This window comes from Pseudarthrobacter sp. S9 (assembly GCF_050156545.1).
Taxonomy (GTDB): domain Bacteria; phylum Actinomycetota; class Actinomycetes; order Actinomycetales; family Micrococcaceae; genus Arthrobacter.
Genome location: NZ_CP189576.1, coordinates 2,558,870 through 2,579,841 on the forward strand (window position 1 = coordinate 2,558,870; position 20,972 = coordinate 2,579,841).

Genomic DNA, 20,972 nt, shown 5'->3' on the forward strand with positions numbered 1-20,972 from the left:
GGTCCCCGGCGCTCGGGGCCGCGCCGCGCACCTTCGTTTCTAGCCAAGGCGGTATCCAGCGCCGCGGGTTGTGATGATGTGGTCCGCGCCGATCTTCAGCCGCAACTGGCGCACATAGACATCGACGACGTTGGAGGTGCCGTCAAAGTCGTAGCCCCACACGTGGCTGAGGAGTTGCTGCCTGCTCAGGACCTGCCCCGGATGGAGCAGGAACATTTCCACCAGCGCGAACTCACGGGCCGAGAGCTCGACGATCCTGCCGTCGACGCTCACTGTGCGGGTGTGCAGGTTCAGTTCCAGCGGGCCGTAGCGGATGATGTAGCCCGCGGGTGATTCGCCGTTGTCCCCGTTGCGCAGCCTGGCCCTGATGCGGGCCACAAGCTCCTCGAAGCGGAAGGGCTTGACCATGTAGTCGTCGGCGCCGCCCTCCAGCGCGGCTACGGTGTCCGCGGCGGAGTCCCGGGCAGTGAGGAAGATGACCGGGATGCCCACCTGGTTGTGGCGGAGCGCGGTCAGGACGGTGAAGCCGTCCAGACGGGGGAGCCCGATATCGAGGAGGAGGAGATCGAACTCGCCGCTGGATGCGTAATCCACAGCCGTGACGCCATCGGCGACGACCGTGGGGGCATAGCCCGCCGCCCGCAAACCCTTCTCGATGAACCGGGAGATGCGCTCTTCGTCTTCGGCAATGAGTATGCGGATCACGGTGACCCCCAGGAAGGCCCGGATCCGGAAAAGGTCCGGTGGAGCGCATGATCGCGCTGCCGGCATTATTCGCGGGACTTCAGGCCTGCTCCAAAACTGCGGCGTCTCCTGCACGTGAGCTGGGAGGAATTCCGAGGCCCCAGCAGCCTCGATCTGCCCGGGGTGCGGGCGCGGTGCGGACCCCACAGCGTGAGGACCGGCGGTTCGACTGTTCCCTTGCTCCCCGGGCGGGTCCAATGTCTGCTCAGTGGATCCAGCCCGTCAAGGCGGCGGGGCGGGCCGGCCCGGCCCGGCGATCCTGGCATCCGAGGGTCGGGATGTTCTTAGTGATTGAGTGATGGACATGTATTGCTCCTCCGCGAGGATGCCCGGCCATACTTACGGGCTTTCCATCGGGTGTCTGCACCGGGTTTTATACCCGGTTCCCCTATCCTGCTCCTGCATCGGCGCCCGCGCCACCCTTGGACGCAAGCTTTACGGACAATTGCCGCAGATGAACAGCGATTTCGGCTTCACCGCCCGAACAGGGCGGCGGTGATCTGGTGCGTCAGGTCGTGGATGAGGTCGAGGCGGGCCTCGCCGTCGGCGTCGTCCGGGCCCCAGGTGTAGATAACCACCGCGTAGGAGTGCCCTCCGGAACTCAGGATGGCGGCGTCGTGGACGTAGCCCTCCACCACGCCGTACTTGTGGTGGACGGTGATGTCCGGGGCGACGGCGGCCGGGATGAGGTCCTCGTCGTTGGTCTGCTGCATGTAGCCCAGCAGCTCCTCCGTATGTTCGGCATTGAGGAGCTTGCCCGTGGAGAGCTCCTGCAGTAACCGCGCCATGTCCGGCGGCGTCAGGAGGTTCTGTTCGGGGTCGTAGGTGATCCCGAGGGAGGCGGCGTATTCGACGAGCCGGGGGTAGCCGATGTCCTGCATCAGCAGGAGCCAGGAATCGTCGCTGCTGGTATTGACCATGGCCTCGAGCTGGAATGCGGTATCGAATGCGCCCAAGGGCGTGTCCAGCGACTTTTCGCCGGTTTCCACCAGATGGTAGTAGGCGGCCGCCGTGAGGATCTTCGCGGTGCTTGCCGCGACATACTCAGAGACGTCGCCGTAGCTCTGCAGATTCCCGTCACGGGTGTCCGCCACTGCGACGCCGATCCTGTGACTGCCGTTTTCGCTGAGGATCCGTTGGATCCCGGCGGCGAGGTCGACGGCGGGGCCGGGTTGGGCTTTCGACGCCGGTGCGGCACCGGGCTGCTTCTGCGGCTGCCACGGGGTTACGGCCAGGAAGTCCGTGTGCGGTGCCGGTACCGTGCGGACTGTGGCCAGGACGATGAGAGCGGCCAGGACCAGGAGGGTGGCGGCCCACACCAGGAACATGTTTCTCCGGTGGTTTCCGGTGGCCGCGGCTGGGGCGTGCGGTCCTGTGGTGTCCATGTGCCAGGACCTTCCAATTCAAGCGGGCGGGGGTCCATTGAACGTATGCCCCGGGGGAGGCGATGTCCACGGAACGCGCGGGACACCCCGGAGCTGTGGCAAAACTCCCACCCGCACCGCAGAATCCGGACGTAGACTGACGTTCGAATCAATGTGAGTGAAGTGCCCGGATAGAAATGCGCACCTGAGTTGGAGACCGGATGCTCTGGAAACTGCTCGTTGAGTACCTGCGGCCGCAGCGGCGGCTGATGCTCGCCGTCGTCGTCTTCCAGCTGGCGCAGTCCATCGCCTCCCTGTACCTGCCCACCCTGAACGCGGACATCATCGATGAGGGCGTGGCCAAGGGGGACACCGGCTACATCCTGCGGCTCGGTAGCGTCATGCTGCTCATCACCTTGCTGCAGATCGCTTGCGCCGTCACCGCCGTGTACTTCGGCGCGAAGGCGGCGATGGGCCTGGGCCGGGACGTGCGCGGGGCGATCTTCACCCGGGTGGCCGAGTTTTCCGAGCAGGAAGTCACCCGCTTCGGCGCCCCGAGCCTCATCACCCGCTCCACCAATGACGTCCAGCAGGTCCAGCAGCTCGTGTTGATGTCCGCCACGCTGATGGTGGCCGCGCCCATGCTCAGCATTGGCGGCGTGATCATGGCCATCCGGCAGGACGTGCAGCTCTCCTGGCTGATAGCCGTGAGCGTGCCCGTGCTGCTGATGGCGGTCGGGCTGATCGTCACCCGCATGGTCCCGCTGTTCCGGCTGATGCAGACCCGGATCGACACCGTGAACCGCGTGCTGCGCGAGCAGCTGACCGGCATCCGCGTGGTCCGCGCGTTCGTGCGTGAGGACATCGAGACCGCCCGGTTCGGGGAGGCGAACGCCGATGTCACGGACACGGCCCTGCGCGCCGGCCGGCTGATGGCCCTCGCGTTCCCCTCGGTCATGCTGGTGCTGAACGTCTCCAGCGTGGCCGTGATCTGGTTCGGCTCGTTCCGGATCGCGGACGGCTCCATGCAGGTGGGCACGCTCATCGCCTTCCTCAGCTACCTCATGCAGATCCTAATGTCCGTCATGATGGCGACGTTCATGGCCGTGATGATCCCGCGGGCCGCGGTCTCGGCGGACCGGATCGGCCAGGTGCTGGGCACCGAATCCAGCGTCCGGCCCCCGGCGCACCCGGTCACCCTGACGGCGGGGCGGGGCGAACTGGAGATGCGCGGCGTCGGCTTCGCCTACCCGGGTGCCGAGCAGCCCGTGCTCAGCGGCATCAGCTTCACCGCCCGCTCCGGGCAGACGACGGCGATCATCGGCAGCACCGGCTCCGGCAAGACCACCCTGGTGAACCTCATGCCGCGGCTCTTCGACGCCACGAGCGGTTCGGTGCGGGTTGACGGCGTGGATGTGAAAGAACTGCACCCGGATCTGCTCTGGGGGCACATCGGTCTGGTCCCGCAAAAGCCCTACCTGTTCTCCGGCACGGTCCGCAGCAACCTGCTCTACGGCAAACCGGATGCCACGGAGGAGGAACTCTGGCGGGCCCTGGCCATCGCGCAGGCGCAGGACTTCGTCCAGGACATGGAGGGCGGCCTCGACGCGCCGATCTCGCAGGGAGGGACCAACGTCTCCGGCGGGCAACGGCAACGGATCGCGATCGCCCGGGCGCTCGTGAAACGGCCCGAGCTATACATCTTTGACGACTCGTTCTCCTCGCTGGACACCGCCACGGACGCCCTCCTCCGGCAGGCGCTCAAGCACAACACCGCCGGGGCGACGCTCGTGATCATCGCGCAGCGGGTCTCCAGCATCCTGGACGCGGACCAGATCCTGGTGCTCGACGACGGCAGGATCGTCGGCCACGGCACGCACGAGGAGCTGCTGGAGACCTCGGAGACGTACCGCGAGATTGTCTCCTCGCAGCTCGCGGCGGAGGAGGCGGCATGAGCACTGTCCGTAACAACCGGCCCGCGCCCGCCGCGCCTGCCGCCGGGGGACCCGCCGGGGCGCCCGCCGTCGAACGGATTCCCCGGCCGGCCGGCGGACCGGGCCGCGGCGGTCCCTTTGCCGGGATGAATATCCCGGCGGAAAAGGCGATGAACTTCTGGCCGTCCGCGAAGCGGCTGCTGGGCGAGCTCCGTCCCGAGCGGCTGTGGCTGATGCTGGTGCTGGCGCTCGCCGTCGTCAGCGTGACGTTCTCGGTGATCGGCCCGCGGCTGCTGGGGCAGGGCACCAACCTGATCTTCTCCGGCGTCGTGTCCAAGCAACTCCCGCCCGGGGTGAGCAAGGTCCAGCTGATCGCCCGGCTGCGCGCCGCGGGGGAGAACCAGAAGGCGGACATGCTCAGCGCCATGACGCTGACCCCCGGCGCCGGGATCGACTTCGGCGCGCTGTCCACCGTGCTGCTGTGGGCGCTGGCGCTGTATGTGCTGGCCTCGGCGTTCAGCTGGGTGCAGGCCTACGTGCTCAACGGCGTCGTGCAGCGCACGGTGTTCCGGCTGCGCGAGCGGATCGAGGCGAAGATTAACCGCTTGCCGCTGCACTACTTCGACTCCGTGCAGCGCGGTGAGCTGCTCAGCCGGGTGACCAACGACGTCGACAACATCTCCCAGAGCCTCCAGCAGTCCATCAGCCAGGCGGTGACCTCCCTGCTGACGGTGGCCGGGGTGCTGCTGATGATGGTCCTGCTCTCGCCGACCCTCGCCGTGATTGCCCTGGTCACGATTCCGCTGACGCTGGTGACCACCGCGGTGATCGCCAAGCGCTCGCAGAAGCTGTTCGTGGCGCAGTGGAAGCACACCGGCGAGCTGAACGGCCAGATCGAGGAGACCTACACCGGGCATGCGCTGGTGAAGGTGTTCGGCCGGCAGCGCGAGGTGGAGGAGCGGTTCCGGCAGAAGAACGTGGAGCTGTTCGATGCCGGCTTCGGCGCCCAGTTCATCAGCGGCCTGATCATGCCGGCCATGACGTTCATCGGCAACCTGGTCTATGTGGGGATCGCCGTGGTGGGCGGGCTGCAGGTGGCCTCTGGTGCCATGCAGCTGGGCGATGTGCAGGCGTTCATCCAGTACTCGCGGCAGTTCACCCAGCCGCTGGCCCAGCTGGGCTCCATGGCCAATTTGCTGCAGTCCGGGGTGGCCTCCGCCGAGCGCGTGTTCGAGCTGCTGGACACCGAGGAGCAGAGCCCTGAGCCTCATGTGCCGCTGGAGCCGGAGGCGACGCGGGGACGGCTGGTGTTTGAGAACGTGTCGTTTTCTTATTCGGCTGACAAGCCGCTGATTGCTGATTTGAGCCTGGTGGCGGAGCCGGGGCAGACGGTGGCGATTGTGGGTCCCACCGGGGCGGGCAAGACCACCCTGGTGAACCTGATGATGCGCTTCTACGAGCTGGAGGCGGGTCGGATCACGCTCGACGGCGTGGACGTCGCCGCCATGTCCCGGCACGAGCTGCGCTCGCGGATGGGCATGGTGCTGCAGGACACCTGGCTGTTCGGCGGGACCATCCGGGACAACATCGCCTACGGCCGGCCCTCGGCGTCCGAGGCGGAGATCCTGGAGGCCGCGACGGCCACCTACGTGGACCGGTTCGTGCACTCGCTGCCGGAGGGCTATGACACCGTGCTCGACGACGAGGGCGGCAACGTGAGTGCCGGCGAGAAGCAGCTGCTGACCATCGCCAGGGCGTTCCTGGCCCGCCCCAGCGTGCTGATCCTGGACGAGGCCACGAGCTCGGTTGACACCCGCACCGAGGTGCTGGTGCAGAAGGCGATGAGCGCGCTGCGGTCCGACCGGACGAGCTTCGTGATCGCGCACCGGCTGTCCACGATCCGCGACGCCGACCTCATCCTGGTGATGGAGGCCGGGCAGATCGTGGAGCAGGGGACGCATGCCGAGCTGCTGGCAGCGGGCGGAGCGTATGCCGCGCTGTATGCGGCGCAGTTTGCGGCTCCGGTGGCGGAGGTTTGAGGGTCTCCGATCCGGGGAGACGGTGGGAGGCCGTGCCTCCCGCCGTCGTCCTTGGCGTTTCTACTCGCTAGCTGCCTCGAAGGTGGCGCCTTTTATGCGCTGTGGCTCAGGCTGACAGTAAAGGTGTTGGGCCCGCTGCAGGTGACTGCGATGCTGTGCTTGGCAGCTCGGCGAGCTCACCGGTTTGGCCTCATTGCGTCCACCATGATGGGTAATACTTTTGCTTCTAATCCACTGCGTCCGCTTCGCGCAGGAATGAACGTCAGGGCTGCTTCGGCTGGGAAGTCGCGTTCCCGACTGTCAATGGCCAATAGTTTGTGCCCACGGGCGGCCAGCAGAAATGCCCGCTGGTGGCCATGAAAACTGCCCGCTCATGGCCATTAGATCTGCCCACCGGGTAGTCGGCGGCGTTGGCCATGTTCGGGACTTGTGGCCGGTGTCCTTAAAGTATTGAGCAGGTCCAGCGCCGAACTCGTCGGCTGAGCCCACACCCGGACGGCCTCAACCAGGGTACAGCGGGGGCCCGTCCCGTTCACCGGGGCGGTGGCCCGTTTTCGGTGCACAGCCATCCCGGTTGATTATTATCGGGTTGCGGCACCCGCTGCCCCTGGAGGTTACCGGTTCCGGCGCAGCGTCCGGTTTGACGGGCGCCCAGGGATTGGCCAAGGTGTATCAGTGCCCGCAAAATCTGAACAACCCGTCCCTGCCCGGCCGATACCGGGCATCGGCCATCAGATCGCGGCACTGCTGGGCTTTCTTGCCCTTTCCCACGCGGTGTCATTCCTGGGCTCGCTGGCCATCATCGCGAACGCCCACCCCAGAAAACCGCTCGGGTACAGTGTTTGAATGGTTCGTGGACTTGCCGACATCGGGGCGGAGGGTGTTTTGCTTGCCGGCGCGGGGCGCGCCGTCTTGCTGCAGATCGCCCATCCTGCCATCGGTCATGCCATCGCTGAGCACAGCAACTTCTCCGAGCGCCCGTTGGACAGGCTCCGCAGCACGATGAGCTATGTCTACGCCGTGGTCTACGGCACCTCGGGCCAGGTGGCCGCCGTCAGGCGTGTCGTGAACCGGGCCCATGCCCGTGTCCTCCGCCAGCCGGACGCCACCTCGAGGGGGTACAACGCCTTCGACGCCGAAACCCAGCTCTGGGTAGTTGCAACCCTGTACGACACAATGGTCACGGTCCACGAGAAAATCCACGGTCCGCTCGACGACGCCTCGGCCGATGTTGTCTACCGCGAGTACGCCAAGATCGGCACTGCCCTGCAGTTGCCGGAGAAGATGTGGCCGGCTGACAGGGCGGCCTTCCGCGAATACTGGAACCGCACCCTGGCCGGACTGCAAGCCGACGAGGTCGCGGTGCGCGTCGCACGTGACCTGCTTTATCCGTCAGCCGGACCGGCCGTAATGCGCCTGGTCATGCCCCTGGCGCGCCTGATCACGGCCGGGCTCCTGCCGCACCAGCTTCGGAAGGACTTCCGGCTGCCGTGGAACCGGCGGCACCGTCTGTGTTTCGAACGCACGATAAATCTTTTGGCCAGGGTTTATCCGCTGCTTCCGCAACGGCTCAGGCACTGGCCGAAGAACTATTACCTTGGCCAGCTCGCTCCAGCGTTGGGGCACACATAGCAAGGCCGACACCTTGCGGCTGCCCCGGAGGTAAGGGGCCGGCAGTCCAACGCCGATAACAGCGCATACGTCTCCCGGCCGTAACCAGGTGCAGCGCCCCGGCTACAGCAGGACGCGCCCGTTGGCCCGGTCCTGCACGGCGACAAGCTCCCGCCGGGTGGCTACGGGCCCATCCTGGAAGTAACGCGCGTACCCGGCGTCGGGGTCCTCCGCGCTCAGCGTCCATCCGCTGATGACCTGGTCGTAGGCGTCCAGGATCCTCGGGTGCCTCGGCCGGGGATCCGGACTCGTCGGCCAGTGCCTGCAGCAGATCCTCACGCGCCCAGCTGACCACTTCGTCGGGGTAGTGCGGCATCGCTGAACCTCCGGTCCTGGACACGGCAGGCGCTGCGACTCACATCGTAACGGCCGGATCAGCTACGGCAAGCCCGCGGCCGCGGGTGGCGCAGCCCTCGGCTTCCAGGGCGTCGAAACAGCCCAGGAAGATCATCTGTTGCCCCGGCCATCACGTACCGGCCGCGCTTGCGGCCGTCCCCGTGGGTGGTCCGGAACGGGCCACGGGGTGCCCTTCCGGACCGCCTCTAATGGAACTATTAGAGGTGTTGGTGGTCGGTCGTCCATCATGTGGGCGGGTGGAGCCATGCGGAAGCTCAGGCCGTCCACATGTGGGCGAGGGATCATCTGGTGCGTTTGCGGCGGTTAGGGGGTCGCTTCAGAAAACGGAAAAATCGTACGCTAAGGGCGTTCGAAGGCAGGTATCTACCGGGTCAGCTCAAGAAGCGGAAAGACAACGCGCGCCGGGTGTTGGCGATGACGCCCTCTCAGATGCCGCTTGGCACGGACACAGTCAGTTTCAACCGGCAGTTTGTCCAAGGAAACTAGTCAGTGTGCGTCCGTAAGGGGAACGGTCGGTGCAGCAGATTCGGCGTCGACCGTGGCGCCCCGATCGATGTGGCAGCTCGCCGCCCAACGGGATCCTTGAACGCAACACCAAGAATTCACAAGCACGCGGCGAGCGAAGTGCATGGCTCGAGGGCAGGATGGAGAACATGGAAGTCCTTGGGAGCCGCATCCTGCTTCATCCGTCCGAACCTGAGCGGAGCCACCGGTTTTATCGGGACACGTTGGGCTTGGCGATCTACCGAGAGTTCGGGAGTCGTGATGCGCCGGGCCTGGTGTTCTTCCTGGGAAACGGTTTTCTCGAGGTCGGCGGACGGTCGACTGATCCGCAGGGGGGTGCCCTGGCGATCTGGATTCAGGTCCGCGACGTGCAGCTCGAGTACGATCGGCTGCGGGCGGCCGGGGTACCGGTGATCCGCAAGCCGCAGCAGGAGCCGTGGGGGCTGGTGGAGATGTGGATCGCGGACCCCGACGGGGTGCGCATCGTGCTCGTTGAGGTTCCGAAGGATCACCCGCTGCGACGCGACCAGCGGTGATCATTTCTTCTCTCGCGGCCGCCGTCCCGACGGCATCCTTTGCGGCGGAACGGATGTTCGAAGGGCAGGGTCTTAGCATTGGTCGTATGAAGGTTGGTGAGGTCCACGGACGCTCAGGGCGGAAACTGCAATGACCGGTGACAGGGATCGGGATGCTTCAAGGCGCCCGCGGCAGGCCCGGCCACGTGACGCTCTTGGGCGGCCGCTGCCGTACGGAAGCGCTGGCGTCGAGCCGGTCTCGGAGGAGCCGCTGCCGCCGGCGCAGACGTTGGTCTCGGCCCGGAGTCTGGTGGAAGCTGGCCGGCCCTTCGCCGCCCATGAGGTACTCGAGTCCCGCTGGAAAGCTGGGCCGGCCGAAGAACGCAACCTTTGGCAAGGTCTCGCCCAGATCTGCGTCGGGCTCACCCACGCCGCCCGGGGCAACAGCGTTGGCGCGCTCCGGCTCTTCGAGCGCGGTGCGGCCCGACTCGAGGAGTACGGTTCCGGCGAAGGGCCGACCTACGGGCTCGACTTGTCCGCCGTTGTGAGTTGCGCACGTGATCGGATGCGCACCGGCCGCTGAGCTGGCGACCAGCATCCTCGCGGCAGGCGGCGGAGGCACTATTTCCGGGGGACTACTGAGAGTTTGCTTGACCAATAACTTGTCCCGTTAGCGGAACCCTCTGCCAGCCAGGAATGACTTCCGCCGCGTTGTGACAGTTAAGTCAGACACGGGCCTTCCGGCCGCGTGACGTCACATGGTGCGGCGGTCCCGTCTGACGAACCTGGTTGTTGAGTTCCGTCGCGTCAATTATTCGCCGGGCCCAGGTCAGGGGCGTGGACCGGTTCGGGCATGGGGAGGTAGTACGCGGAGGTGTAGCGCGATGCGTCGCCGGTCAGAGCCCAGACGGAGCCGCGCCGCCGGCCGGCGCGGGGCTCCAGGGTGGTCCGGTCGCGGTCGGCCAGGCGGGCCAGGACCCCGGAGACGACATCCTCATGTGTGCACAGCACGGTGCCGGTACCGCGGGCGTCGTCGACAAGCCGCATCGCATGTTCGATGCGGCCGTCGGAGAGATCGTGGGTGACTTCCACCGTCAGTGATTCGCGGTGCGCCAGCGGAACCACGGTTTCCATGCACCGGGCGGCCGGGGCGGAGAGGATCCGGTCAATTTCAAAGAATGAGCCCAGATCCTGCAGGGACCGGCCCATGGGGAACATTGGAACGGAAACCATCGGTAGCGACTCCGAGTCCGCCCTTACTTGTCACATGAGGACACGAATAGGAGCACCGGGCCCTGGGGGAATGGTTCAGCAACTGCGCCCGGGAAATCGGGAGCGAGCGCGGCGCCGAAGCCGGGAACTGGCTCCGGTACGCCATGCGGGACGGTGCCCTGGCGTAGCCTCCGGAAACGGTGAGATTTGCGTTAAGGAATCGTTACGCCCTGCGCGCCGGGCCGAAACAACCGCGGAGCAGGATGGGGGGAGTCTGTGATTCCCACGCTCATGTAGCACTCGTGCGGCTCGACTGCGGGGGTGTACTCAGCCGGCCGAAAGGATCTGTCCCGTGATCACCAAGAACCTTTTCCTGCAGGGCGTCTTCCGCTTTGAGGGAGCCGGACTTCAAAAGCCGGTTCCCATCCACCGGGAGCTCGCGCACTTCGTTCCGGACGGGGTCATCAACCAGACCCTCTATTTTCGCGGCGGCAACTCCTGTTCCGAGCTGATCACGATCGTCCTGATGCGCGACGGCGTGCCCATGCGGTATTTCCCCATCGGCGCCAAGAGCGACGTGCACGTGCCCCTCAGGGTGGTGGAGGACATCGAAGGCGGGTCGGTGATCGAGTTGTTCCTCCTGGCAGCGGACGGCGTCGAGGGATCCGTGGTCATAGACCTGGGCATGGTGGAACACTGATGACCACCATCTTGTATAAGGGCAAGCCCAAGCCCCAGGCGCTGCAGGGGAAGCGCGCCGCACGCCGCCGGCTTGTGGTGATCGGCAACGGGATGGCGGGGGCCCGTGCCGTGGAGGAAATCCTGGCCCGCGGCGGTGCGGAGCAGTTCACCATCACGATGTTCGGTGATGAGCCCTACGGCAACTACAACCGGATCATGCTCAGCCATGTCCTGTCCGGCGAGGAGAGCGACTCCGGAATCTTCCTGAACTCCCTGCCCTGGTACCGGGAAAACAACATCACGTTGCACGCCGGCGTCCGGGTTGAACGGATCGACAGGTTCACCAAGTACGTCTTCGCCAACAACGGCCACGTCATTCCTTACGACGTGTTGATCATCGCCACGGGCAGCCGGTCCTTCATGCCTCCGATGGACGGTCTGTACACACCCGGCGGATCGCTCAAGCCCGGCGTGTTCACCTTCCGCACCATCGATGACACCCGCAACATGGTGCAGCACGCGCAGCATGATCACCACCACCGGGCAGTGGTGATCGGCGGCGGGCTGCTGGGCCTGGAAGCTGCCCGCGGGCTGCAGAGCCATGGCGTCGGTGTTGACGTGGTGCACTCCGGCGCGCACCTGATGAATGCCCAGATGGGACCCGACGGCGGGGCCATCCTTCGCCGGAGCGTGGAAGCCCTCGGCATCAGGGTGCACACCGGGAGCCGCACCATCGCTGTCCTCGGCGCGGATAAGGTGACCGGGGTCCGGCTGCGGGACCAGCCGGACGTTGAGTGCGACATGGTGGTGGTGGCCGCGGGCATCCGCCCCAATGTCGATCTTGCCGTCCTCAGCGGCCTGCCCGTTGAACGTGCCATTGTGGTGGATGACCAGCTGCGCGTCCTGGACGAGGATGACATCTACGCGGTGGGTGAGTGCGTCCAGCACCGGGGGGAGGTGTACGGACTCGTGGCGCCGCTGTGGGAGCAGGCCGTTGTCCTGGCAGACCACATCACGGGTGCGGATACCTCCGCGGCGTACCTTGGCTCGCGGATCGCCACCAAGCTCAAGGTGGCTGGCGTCGAGGTGGCGTCGATGGGCCTGCACGGCCCGGAGCGCGACACGGACGAGCACATCGTTTTCTCCGAACCGAGCCGGGGCGTGTTCAAGTCGATCGTCATCCGGGACAACAAAATGGTGGGTGCGACCCTGCTGGGCGACAGCCGCAAGGTGGCCTATCTCACCCAGGCTTTCGACAGGGGGTTGCCGCTGCCGGAGGAGCGGATCTCGCTGATGTTTGATCTGGGCGGCCCGGCCGAGGAGCAGGGCGTGGCTGAACTGGACGACGACGCCCAGGTCTGCAACTGCAACGGCGTGAGCAAGAAATCGCTGGTGGACACTGTCAAGGGCGGCTGCAATACCGTCGCGGGCGCAATGGATGCCACGCGGGCAGGCAAGGGCTGCGGTTCCTGCAAGCTCCTGGTCAAGCAGGTGGTGGAATGGGCGGCCGACGGTGACGTGGAGGAGGATCCGGCAGCCAGCTACTACGTACCGGGCATTCCGCTGGACAAGCCCTCGCTGATGGCAGCCATCCGGAAGCAGGGGCTCCGCTCGGTGTCAGCGGTGTTTGCCGCCCTGGCGCCGGACAGCGCAGAAGACGCGAAGTCGAAAATGGGCCTCGCCTCGCTGATGAAAATGATGCTGGCAGACCAGTACATTGACGAGCGCGATGCCCGGTTTATCAACGACCGCGTGCACGCAAACATCCAGCGCGACGGCACGTTCTCCGTGGTTCCGCAGATGAAGGGCGGCGTGACCTCCGTGCAGCAGCTGCGCCGGATTGCCGACGTCGCCGAAAAACACAACATCCCCATGATCAAACTGACGGGCGGGCAGCGCATCGACCTTTTGGGCGTTCCCAAAGAGGACCTGCCACACGTCTGGGCCGACTTGGACATGCCCTCCGGGTATGCGTACGGGAAGAGCTTCCGCACGGTCAAGACGTGCGTTGGGAAGGACTTTTGCCGCTTCGGCACCGGCGATTCCACGAGGCTGGGCATCGAGATCGAGTCGAGGTTCCAGGGCATCGAGTCGCCGGCGAAACTGAAACTGGCCGTGTCCGGCTGCCCGCGCAACTGCGCCGAGTCGCTGGTCAAGGACGTGGGCGTGGTGGCGGTGGAAGGCGGCCGCTGGGAGGTCTACGTCGGGGGAGCGGCGGGAGCCCACATCCGCAAGGGCGACTTGCTGGCCACCGTGGATGATCCGGAGGACGTTAAGCTGCTGACCGGCCGCTTCATGCAGTATTACCGGCAGAACGCCAACTGGCTGGAACGGACGTATGCCTTTGTGCCACGGGTGGGCATTGAGCACATCCGTGCCGTGGTGGTTGATGACGCGGACGGCATCGCCGCCGAACTGGACGCCGCCATGCAAGCCTCCGTGGACAGCTACGTGGATCCGTGGAGTGAGCGCGAAGATCCGCTCACGCCGGGCCAGTTCCGCACCTCCCTGCCGCTCACGGTCCTGCCGCAGGTGCCGGTCCGATGAGTACGCGTCCGATGAGTGCCGGCCTTCGCAACCTCGGCCCCGTCGATCAGATCCCTTTCGGGGAGGGACGGGCTTTTGGAGTCGACGGCGAACAGGTGGCGGTCTTCCGGCTCCGCGACGGAACCCTGCGCGCGCTGTCCGCCGTCTGCCCCCACCGGGGCGGGCCGATCGCTGACGGCACCATCGACCAGCGGGTGGTGATGTGCCCGCTGCACCAGAATGCCTTCGAGCTGGACACCGGGTGCTCCACTACCGGGGCTGAGCCGCTGCGCAGCTACGAGGTTCGTACCGACGGTGAACAGAACATCGTTCTGAAAACTGGCCGGAGTGGCGTCATTAATTAGGGATGGCGCCGGTTTGGTGTTGCCCGCGTCACGGACAGCCGCCCGGGTCTTGTAAGCTGGGCAGGCCGCGCGAACCTTCGACGCGTTGTGAGTTTTTGTCCAGATAATTTCCCCAAACGCGGGATAACCCGAATTATGTGTCCCTGAACTCCGCGTTTCGGTCCCGGCCATACCCCGACGGGTTACAGGCGGGTTCTGATTCACCGCATTGCCCCTGAGGACACCTCCAGGAGCACAGGGCCTACAAACTTGGCGGCTCACGACACCTTCAGGAGAACTGGGCCCTCTACGAAGGCCGGCCCCGTGGCGGCACAGACCTGCGTCAAGCGGAGAACCTGTCGTCGGTCATGGCGGCAGCCGCGCCCATGACATCCTTGGCGCGCATGTCCCGGATTGCTTCGATCGGGGAGACCTCGCCCAGCCAGGGGTTCGCGCCGACAAACCACAGCCGGGCCACGTGTTCACCCTCCACACCCGCCACCTCGCGTCTTTCGTCCTCTGCTTTCTCGTTGGAGCGCTGAAGGGTCCGGAATGGTTGCTGCTGCTGATTGTCTCCGTCATTGGACTCTCAATCTTTCTTTTTGGCCTCTGCATCTTCAGGGACGTCAACGGCGCCGCAACTGGCTGGTCCCGCATGTACAAAGAGAGCAAAGGAATACCGCCGGAAGGCTTCACCTTCGCCGATGTTCCGACGATAAAGTTCATGGGCTTCATGTACATGTGCATGGGAGTCCTGGCCTTTGTCGGCATGGCACTCGAGGCTTTCAGGTAGCCAAATATCCCCGGCACACGGGATGCGATCTAAAGGACGCTTGTCTATGGGGACATCTCAGCAAAGGATTGTTTTTCAAGACACTGGGTTGTTGAATTAAGAGCTGCGTCGGCGTCCGTTTGTCGCACCTTCACCGGGCAGTTTCTCGGGCGGGTCATACGGGAATCATCCAGAGCCGCAATGACAAGGGTTTCCTGAAGCAGCGGTTGGGCCGCCGGCCCGGCCGGAAGGGGACCGGCTTACGGGCGCGTGAGGGCAACGATCTTAGAGAAGTGAAAGATCCCAAGCCGGGAGCGTGTGTTGTTTAGGCAGGCGCCTTGGATTGTTCTGGGACACTTCAAGCATGACCAATCGCCAGTTCCCATTCAGCCCAAGAACCAGCGGAGATTTGGAGCCGGGAGACATCATTGCTGTTCCTTGTGAGGGAGGGCGTTGGGCCTGCCTCCAAGTCGTTGAGCTTAAACGCGAAGGAGCCGGCTCCCGCTCCACCTTCGTGGTTGGAGCGCTACCTTGGAGCGGGGCAGAGCCACCCACGGACCGAGATGTGAAGGGTCTGGCCGTCACAGAGCAAGGACTTACGCGGATTGAGCTTTTTACTGAGGGAGGTCTGCAAGTCGTCGCGAATAGCCCTTTTGTGCCGACCGCCTTCGCCTCGAACTACCGACACTTTGAGGTGGGCACTCAGCACCTTGTTTGGGGATGGAGGGCGGCAATCCGCAAGGCGACGACAGCGGCAGATGCCACCTGATCGAATGGCCCGGTGAGGGATGGGCTTACGGAAGCGCCGGCGTGTAGCTGACCAGACCCGTTGGCGGCGCTTCTTTGCGAGCGGCGAACCTGGCCCCCGTAGAGTGAGGCACCAGCCCGTAGCAGACACTCACCTAAAGGAGACCCATGCCAGACAGAACCCGCGTCGAACGACTCGAAGTATGGGTCGGTGGGCTTTCCCGGCGCCAGCTGATGATCTGCCTGAGCGCGCGTGGCATCCTTGTTAACAGTCACGCGGAAACCCTGCTCGAGGACCTCGTCTTCGACGACCGGGACTCTCGTCCCGTGGTGGTCACAGAGCGTACGGTCGCCGAACTCGGGCTTCCCAGTGGGGCGACGCTTACTCAGATCTTCGAGGTTGCTCAGCAACAGGGTTTGTTGCTGTGCCCGGTGGATACTGGGCCCTATTTGCGCATGGCTCTGAACGGGCAGATGGAGTCTCGCGACTCGGTGATGTCTTCGGGGCGGGCACCCGATGGCGGCCTCACAGTGGCCGCCGAAGCTCTTAGCCAGGACGACGAGTATCCGAAGGGCTTCTATCTTCGAGTCGTAGACGGTCAAGCGTGGCTGCGTGGCTACCGATGCGACGACGAGCACATTTGGTCCCCCGATGACCGCTTCATCTTTCAACTTCCGCCGCCGCCCGCTTGAACTCAGCCGGGGAGGGAAGGCCCGTAGAATAGTGAGGAATTGGCCGGGGGGACCACATGAATTCACGCGGGATTTGCCTTGTCATCGAAGATGACCTCGACATCCGGGAACTGCTCGTACTGATCCTCTCCGGCATGGACTTTGAAGTACGGGCCGCATCCACCGGGGCGGCAGGGATTCGCGCGGCCAGGGCACTGGACCCGACCCTGATTACGTAGGATCTCGGCTTACCGGACATAAGCGGCCACGATGTTGCCCGCGGCCTCAGGGAATATTCAAATGCGCCGATCATCATGATCACCGGACGGCCAGGGACGGTGACGAACTCGACGGCATGGCAGCCGGTGCTACCGCCTACCTGACCAAACCCTTCCGGCCTGTACAGCTCAGGGCACTGGTGCAGGAACTGTGCCCGCTGCCGTCGCCTGTCACCGCACCAGCGCATGATGGGTTCAGTGGTGAGGACTGATGCCTGACCCGTCCACCCTTGCCTTTGGCCTGACGTACACGGGCACCCTCGTGGTGGCCCTGCTGATGTTCCTCTCCCAGGTCGCCGCATTCACAGCCCTGGTGGCCCTGGCCGGGACCGTCAGACTGCTGGTCGTGTCGGTGCGGGCACTACTGCGCCCACGTTCCGACTGACGCTGTACTCGCCAGTAGCGGCCACGGAAACACGGTTGGAGCAGCGCATGTAAATGGCCCCGGCAGATTCCGGGGCCCTTCTGAGTATGTCAACCTGATTCAGGGCCGGTGTGACGGCCTGATCCAGGACCACCCACGACCCTGCTGACCAGCGCCAGCGAATGCACGCAGTCAGCGGACGCTGGCAACGGTCGGGCTCGGCGCATGCAAGAGCCATCCCATTTGGGAACCCACATACAGGACGGTCGAGCGGGAATGCAGACTAGCGTGAGCTCACCGCCGGGACTCCGAGGATGCTGTCCAGCAGCCCGTTGCGGAATTTTCCCTCCGGATCGTGCGCCGATGCAAGCGAGCGGAAGTCCGCTAAGCGGGGGTAGAGGGACTCCCAGTCGTGACCGTCGGGCGTGAAAAGCTTGCCCCAGTGCGGCCTGGCCCCGAACGGCCGAAGCAGGTCTTCGAGCTGCGGAAGAAAGGCTTCCACCTGCGGCTGCAGCGGCTTCCAGGTGAAGTGCAGTGCAACGCTCTGCTGCCGGTAGAAGGGGCTGAGCCAGAATTCGTCCCCGGCGCCGGTCCTGATTTCGGAGACAAATAGCAGGGGCGCAAGTTTGTCCGCCAAGCTCCGCACTGCCTGGATCGCAGCAGGTGCCTGCTCCAGCGGCAGGATGAATTCGCTTTGCAGTTCCTCACCCTTGCTGGGCGTGAACTCGTGGCGGAAGTGCGGTAGCCGGTTCAGCCATTGCCCGGGCTCATCCATCTGGACTGTGCAGTTCTCGGCCGACATCCCCGGCAACGGGTGCCGCGGGCGGATGGCTGCCGTGGCCCCGAACAATTCACCGATGGAGGGCTCCGAGTCCAGCGCCTTGAGCCAGACCTGGCCGATGCAATCGCCCACGTAATCGGTGAAAAGACTCACGCTGTAGGCGCTGGACACAAGCTGCGTGAAGTCCGCCAGCGCCCGTTCCCACGGCAGGTTTTCCAAAACACGCTGTCGCATGCTGAAGCTCGGCCGGACGGCAAGCTGGAGGCCGGTGACGATGCCAAGAGCGCCCAGGCCAACCACGCTGCCCAGGAATTCCTCTCCGTCCGCGCGGGACAGTGACACCTGCTCGCCGGAGGGCCGGAGCAGATCAATGCCCTCCACCGCTCCGGCCAGGGAGGGGTTGCTCACGCCGGATCCATGGGTGCCCGTCTGGATTGCCCCTGCCACGGAAATGTGGGGCAGTGACGCCAGATTGTGGATGGCCACGCCGGACTGTTGCAGCGTACGGCACAGCGCACCGTAGCTCACTCCGCCGCTGACGCGGACCCTCTGCTGTTCCGAGTCCAGTTCGATTTGCTGCGGCAGTGCATCCAGCAGCACGTGCACGCCGTCTGTGTCCCCTATGCGGTTGAAGGAGTGCCGCGATCCCAGGGCCTTGACCCTACTGGAGCGCGCCACCACCTGGGCGAGCTCAGCCACCGACTCCGGGCGCTTGACGTCCGCTGATGAGTAATTGAGATTTCCTGCCCAGTTCTTCATTTGCTCGGCTTTCGGGTGAAGGCTAACTTTCGCTCCAACAACTGTGAGCGCTAACAATTTCCCTGTCAAGCCGCTTCCGCCGCCTCTCGTCGAGGCGCGGGAGGTATCATCGTCAGCAGGTCATCCGCAGCGGCAGCCACTGCTGCGGGCTTTGGCCCAGAAGGCTTTGAAAGGGGAGTAGTGCGCGCAACAGTCAAGGATGTCGCGCGTCGCGCCGGCGTTTCACCCAAGACTGTCTCGAACGTCATGAATGGAATCGTTCCGGTTAGTGGAGCCACCAGGTTCAAAGTGGAGCAGGCCATTCTCGAACTGGATTATGTGCCCAACCTCTCCGCCCGCGGGCTGCGCAATGGGAGGTCCGGTGTGATTGCGCTGGCCTTGCCTGATCTTGGCACGCCGTACTCGGCAGAAATTGCCCACCACATTGTGGAGGTGGCGCACGAGCAGGGCTGGATCGTGCAGATCGAGGAAACCGGCTCCGATCCCCAGCGTGAGCACGAACTCATGGTGCGCGCCCGCTCCAACCTGATCGACGGACTGATCCTTAACCCTGTGGTGCTGGACGAGAGTGCCGTCCAGGTGGGCGTTGCCCTTCCGCCCGTGGTCCTGCTCGGGGAGGTCACGCAAAGGCTTGCCGACCGCGTCTTTGTGGATAGCGTCGCTGCCGCCCGCGACATGACTCTCGCCCTGGCGCAGACCGGGCGCCGACGGATCGCCGTCTTGGGAACTACCCAAGGCAGGGGATCGGCTGCGGCGATACAGAGAACTCAGGGCTATGAAGAGGCGTTGAAGATCCTTGGCATCGAACGGGACGAGTCACTGCTGATTCCCTGCGAAAAGTGGACGCCACAGACTGCTGCCGATGCGCTCACTGCCTACCTGGACTCCCATCCGCTTCCCGAGGCACTGTTCTGCTTCACGGATTCCATGGCCATCGGCGCCCTGAGTGTGCTCTGGAAGAGGGGCCTGCGGATCCCGGAGGACATTGTGGTGGCGGGCTTTGATGACATCGCCGACGGCCGCTACGCGGTTCCGTCGTTGACCACAGTCTCCTTCGATAAGCGTGCTATTGCCAGCGAAGCCCTGCGCCTGCTCACGGAGCGGATGGCCGACAGGGGCCACGAGCAGCGCGTGGTTTCCATGGACTACACCATCGTGGAGCGGGACAGCAGCCGCATCTGAAACGAGAGCAGCCCACCAAATTGTGTGCGCTAACAATTTTCTCTTGCCCTGTCCATTACATCGATGTAATGTGAGGCGTGCGTCACCCCCCGCAGGCAACGGCCCGGGAACGGGGGACGCGCCGGAACCGGAGTTTTGAGCAACAAGAAGTGACCTTGCAGCGGGCCCATCCAAAGGAGTGTCGGGTGAAGCAGTTTGAATTTTTCGGGAAGCAGTTGTCCCGAAGGCAGTTACTGACAGGATCGGCAGCCTTAGGCAGTGTCCTGGTAGCAGGCGGCCTGACGGGCTGCGGCGGAAACGCCCAGGCCTCTGACATGCGGGACATTGGTTTCTGGCATCTCCTGTCCGGTGGTGACGGCATCAAGATGCAGGCGATGATCAGCAGCGCGAACCAGGCCAACCCCGGCTTCAAGGTGCAACCCACGGTCCTGGCCTGGGGCCCGCCGTACTACACCAAACTGGCCATGGCATCGGCCGGCGGGCGGCCACCGGAAGTAGCGATCATGCATGCCAGCAGGGTTCCCGGATACGCCCCGGGCGGGCTCATTGACCCTTGGGACCTTGACCTGCTGGCCGAGCACGGCGTTACCGGGGAAGACTTTGCGCCACGAATCTGGGAGAAGAGCCAGCAGAACGGCAAAGTGTTCTCCATCGCCCTGGATTCGCACCCGTTCGTCATGTTCTACAACACGGACATCGCCCGCAAAGCCGGCGTCCTCGGCGGCAACGGACAACTGCAGGAAGTAACTTCTCCGCAGGAGTTCATGGCCATGGCCAGGGAAATGCAGAAGGTCACCCAGGCCCATGGTTTGTCCTTCGGTTACCTCGGCAGTGGCTCCCAGATGTGGCGGCTCTTCTACACGCTCTACAAGCAGCACGGCGCGGACATGGAACTGATCCAGGGCCAGCCGATGAAAGTGGACCGCGACGCTGCCATTGAGTCCTTGGAATTCATGGCGTCGCTCTTTGATGACACCATCGCTGCCAAGAGCGGCGACATCGGCACGGGCATCGCGGAGTTCGCCCGTGGTGGCTCGGGAATGCTGTTCAGCGGAGTGTGGGAATTGCCCACGCTCAAGAAAGCCGGACTTCCGGTGGACGCTGCCACTATTCCCACGCTGTACGGAACGCCGGCAGCCTACGCAGACTCGCACTCGTTCGTCCTGCCGCGGCAGCTGAATGTGGATGAAGCGAAACGGCGGGACGTCTACAAGTTCGTGAGCGATGTCCTCAAAGGATCACTCTCCTGGGCAGAAGCCGGGCATATTCCGGCCTACCAGCCCGTGGTCCAGTCACAGGCATACCGCGACCTCACGCCGCAGATTCACTACGCCAACGCAGCGGATATCATCGCCTACGATCCCGAAGCCTGGTTCAGCGGCTCGGGCTCGGACTGGCAGACCTACTTTGCGGAGAACGTCCAGAACGTGCTCCTGGGTCGCGATAAGGCGGCCGCAGGTTGGGACGCCTTTGAGCGCCGCACTAACACCCTTCTTTCCCGGCCCAACCCGGTCTAACGGCACCGA

At 64.7% G+C, this 20,972-nt stretch carries 21 protein-coding genes; 15 read left to right on the forward strand and 6 right to left on the reverse strand.

Annotated elements, in window-relative coordinates:
- Positions 1-39 precede the first annotated feature (39 nt).
- Together ACQCSY_RS12155 and ACQCSY_RS12160 are read right to left on the reverse strand one after the other, a co-directional pair.
- Positions 40-705, reverse strand: coding sequence for a response regulator transcription factor (locus tag ACQCSY_RS12155; RefSeq protein ID WP_427129091.1), 666 nt, complete (start codon positions 703-705; stop codon positions 40-42).
- Between the two features lie 512 nt (positions 706-1,217).
- On the reverse strand, positions 1,218-2,129 hold the full coding sequence (locus tag ACQCSY_RS12160; protein WP_427129093.1) for a serine hydrolase: 912 nt from the start codon (positions 2,127-2,129) through the stop codon (positions 1,218-1,220).
- Between the two features lie 200 nt (positions 2,130-2,329).
- On the opposite strand from ACQCSY_RS12160, the gene ACQCSY_RS12165 reads away from it, so the two are divergent.
- The 4 genes from ACQCSY_RS12165 (at position 2,330) to ACQCSY_RS12180 (ending at position 7,713) form a co-directional block, all read left to right on the forward strand.
- Positions 2,330-4,063, forward strand: a complete 1,734-nt coding sequence (locus tag ACQCSY_RS12165; protein WP_427129095.1) for an ABC transporter ATP-binding protein — start codon at positions 2,330-2,332, stop codon at positions 4,061-4,063.
- A complete protein-coding gene (locus ACQCSY_RS12170; RefSeq protein WP_427129097.1) occupies positions 4,060-6,081 on the forward strand; it encodes an ABC transporter ATP-binding protein in 2,022 nt (673 codons plus the stop codon). The genes ACQCSY_RS12165 and ACQCSY_RS12170 overlap by 4 nt, the downstream gene beginning before the upstream one ends.
- Positions 6,082-6,756: 675 nt before the next feature.
- Positions 6,757-6,927, forward strand: a complete 171-nt coding sequence (locus ACQCSY_RS12175; RefSeq protein ID WP_427129098.1) for a hypothetical protein — start codon at positions 6,757-6,759, stop codon at positions 6,925-6,927.
- Positions 6,928-7,713, forward strand: coding sequence for an oxygenase MpaB family protein (locus ACQCSY_RS12180; RefSeq protein WP_427129099.1), 786 nt, complete (start codon positions 6,928-6,930; stop codon positions 7,711-7,713).
- 102 nt (positions 7,714-7,815) lie between these two features.
- Here the strand turns inward: ACQCSY_RS12180 and ACQCSY_RS12185 are convergent, their stop codons facing one another.
- Positions 7,816-8,031, reverse strand: a complete 216-nt coding sequence (locus ACQCSY_RS12185; RefSeq protein ID WP_426976474.1) for a hypothetical protein — start codon at positions 8,029-8,031, stop codon at positions 7,816-7,818.
- Positions 8,032-8,753: 722 nt separating this feature from the next.
- On the opposite strand from ACQCSY_RS12185, the gene ACQCSY_RS12190 reads away from it, so the two are divergent.
- Complete coding sequence (locus ACQCSY_RS12190) at positions 8,754-9,149, forward strand: VOC family protein (RefSeq protein WP_427129101.1); 396 nt, start codon at positions 8,754-8,756, stop codon at positions 9,147-9,149.
- 130 nt (positions 9,150-9,279) lie between these two features.
- Positions 9,280-9,711 (forward strand): DUF309 domain-containing protein, encoded by a 432-nt coding sequence (locus tag ACQCSY_RS12195; RefSeq protein ID WP_426976472.1) that lies wholly within the window; start codon positions 9,280-9,282, stop codon positions 9,709-9,711.
- Between the two features lie 224 nt (positions 9,712-9,935).
- Here ACQCSY_RS12195 and ACQCSY_RS12200 read toward each other — a convergent pair whose 3' ends face one another.
- Positions 9,936-10,361 carry a hypothetical protein gene (locus ACQCSY_RS12200; protein WP_427129103.1) on the reverse strand — a complete coding sequence of 142 codons (426 nt, stop codon included), beginning with the start codon at positions 10,359-10,361 and terminating at the stop codon, positions 9,936-9,938.
- Between the two features lie 331 nt (positions 10,362-10,692).
- On the opposite strand from ACQCSY_RS12200, the gene ACQCSY_RS12205 reads away from it, so the two are divergent.
- Genes ACQCSY_RS12205 through ACQCSY_RS12215 form a run of 3 tightly spaced genes read left to right on the forward strand, consistent with a single transcriptional unit; the run spans position 10,693 to position 13,912 of the window.
- Positions 10,693-11,040 (forward strand): molybdopterin oxidoreductase, encoded by a 348-nt coding sequence (locus tag ACQCSY_RS12205; protein ID WP_426976470.1) that lies wholly within the window; start codon positions 10,693-10,695, stop codon positions 11,038-11,040.
- Positions 11,040-13,568, forward strand: a complete 2,529-nt coding sequence (nirB, locus tag ACQCSY_RS12210; RefSeq protein ID WP_427129104.1) for a nitrite reductase large subunit NirB — start codon at positions 11,040-11,042, stop codon at positions 13,566-13,568. Before ACQCSY_RS12205 ends, nirB begins: the two co-directional genes overlap by 1 nt.
- Positions 13,569-13,579: 11 nt before the next feature.
- A complete protein-coding gene (locus tag ACQCSY_RS12215; RefSeq protein WP_427129105.1) occupies positions 13,580-13,912 on the forward strand; it encodes a Rieske (2Fe-2S) protein in 333 nt (110 codons plus the stop codon).
- 322 nt (positions 13,913-14,234) lie between these two features.
- Here the strand turns inward: ACQCSY_RS12215 and ACQCSY_RS12220 are convergent, their stop codons facing one another.
- Positions 14,235-14,384: a hypothetical protein gene (locus ACQCSY_RS12220; RefSeq protein ID WP_426976468.1), complete on the reverse strand. Its 150-nt coding sequence runs from the start codon at positions 14,382-14,384 to the stop codon at positions 14,235-14,237.
- Here ACQCSY_RS12220 and ACQCSY_RS12225 point away from each other — a divergent pair.
- From ACQCSY_RS12225 to ACQCSY_RS12240, 4 genes are all read left to right on the forward strand, one after another.
- Positions 14,370-14,684 (forward strand): hypothetical protein, encoded by a 315-nt coding sequence (locus tag ACQCSY_RS12225; protein ID WP_427129107.1) that lies wholly within the window; start codon positions 14,370-14,372, stop codon positions 14,682-14,684. The genes ACQCSY_RS12220 and ACQCSY_RS12225 overlap by 15 nt on opposite strands.
- Positions 14,685-15,578: 894 nt before the next feature.
- Positions 15,579-16,103: a hypothetical protein gene (locus tag ACQCSY_RS12230; RefSeq protein ID WP_427129109.1), complete on the forward strand. Its 525-nt coding sequence runs from the start codon at positions 15,579-15,581 to the stop codon at positions 16,101-16,103.
- Between the two features lie 56 nt (positions 16,104-16,159).
- A complete protein-coding gene (locus ACQCSY_RS12235) occupies positions 16,160-16,321 on the forward strand; it encodes a hypothetical protein (protein ID WP_427129110.1) in 162 nt (53 codons plus the stop codon).
- 250 nt (positions 16,322-16,571) lie between these two features.
- A complete protein-coding gene (locus ACQCSY_RS12240; protein ID WP_427129111.1) occupies positions 16,572-16,745 on the forward strand; it encodes a hypothetical protein in 174 nt (57 codons plus the stop codon).
- Between the two features lie 262 nt (positions 16,746-17,007).
- Here ACQCSY_RS12240 and ACQCSY_RS12245 read toward each other — a convergent pair whose 3' ends face one another.
- The gene (locus ACQCSY_RS12245) at positions 17,008-18,264 is read right to left on the reverse strand and encodes a D-arabinono-1,4-lactone oxidase (protein WP_427129113.1); all 1,257 of its coding nucleotides are present in this window, start codon (positions 18,262-18,264) and stop codon (positions 17,008-17,010) included.
- 180 nt (positions 18,265-18,444) lie between these two features.
- On the opposite strand from ACQCSY_RS12245, the gene ACQCSY_RS12250 reads away from it, so the two are divergent.
- Complete coding sequence (locus ACQCSY_RS12250; RefSeq protein WP_427129115.1) at positions 18,445-19,446, forward strand: LacI family DNA-binding transcriptional regulator; 1,002 nt, start codon at positions 18,445-18,447, stop codon at positions 19,444-19,446.
- A 185-nt stretch (positions 19,447-19,631) separates the two neighbouring features.
- Positions 19,632-20,963: an extracellular solute-binding protein gene (locus ACQCSY_RS12255; RefSeq protein ID WP_427129117.1), complete on the forward strand. Its 1,332-nt coding sequence runs from the start codon at positions 19,632-19,634 to the stop codon at positions 20,961-20,963.
- Positions 20,964-20,972 lie beyond the last annotated feature (9 nt).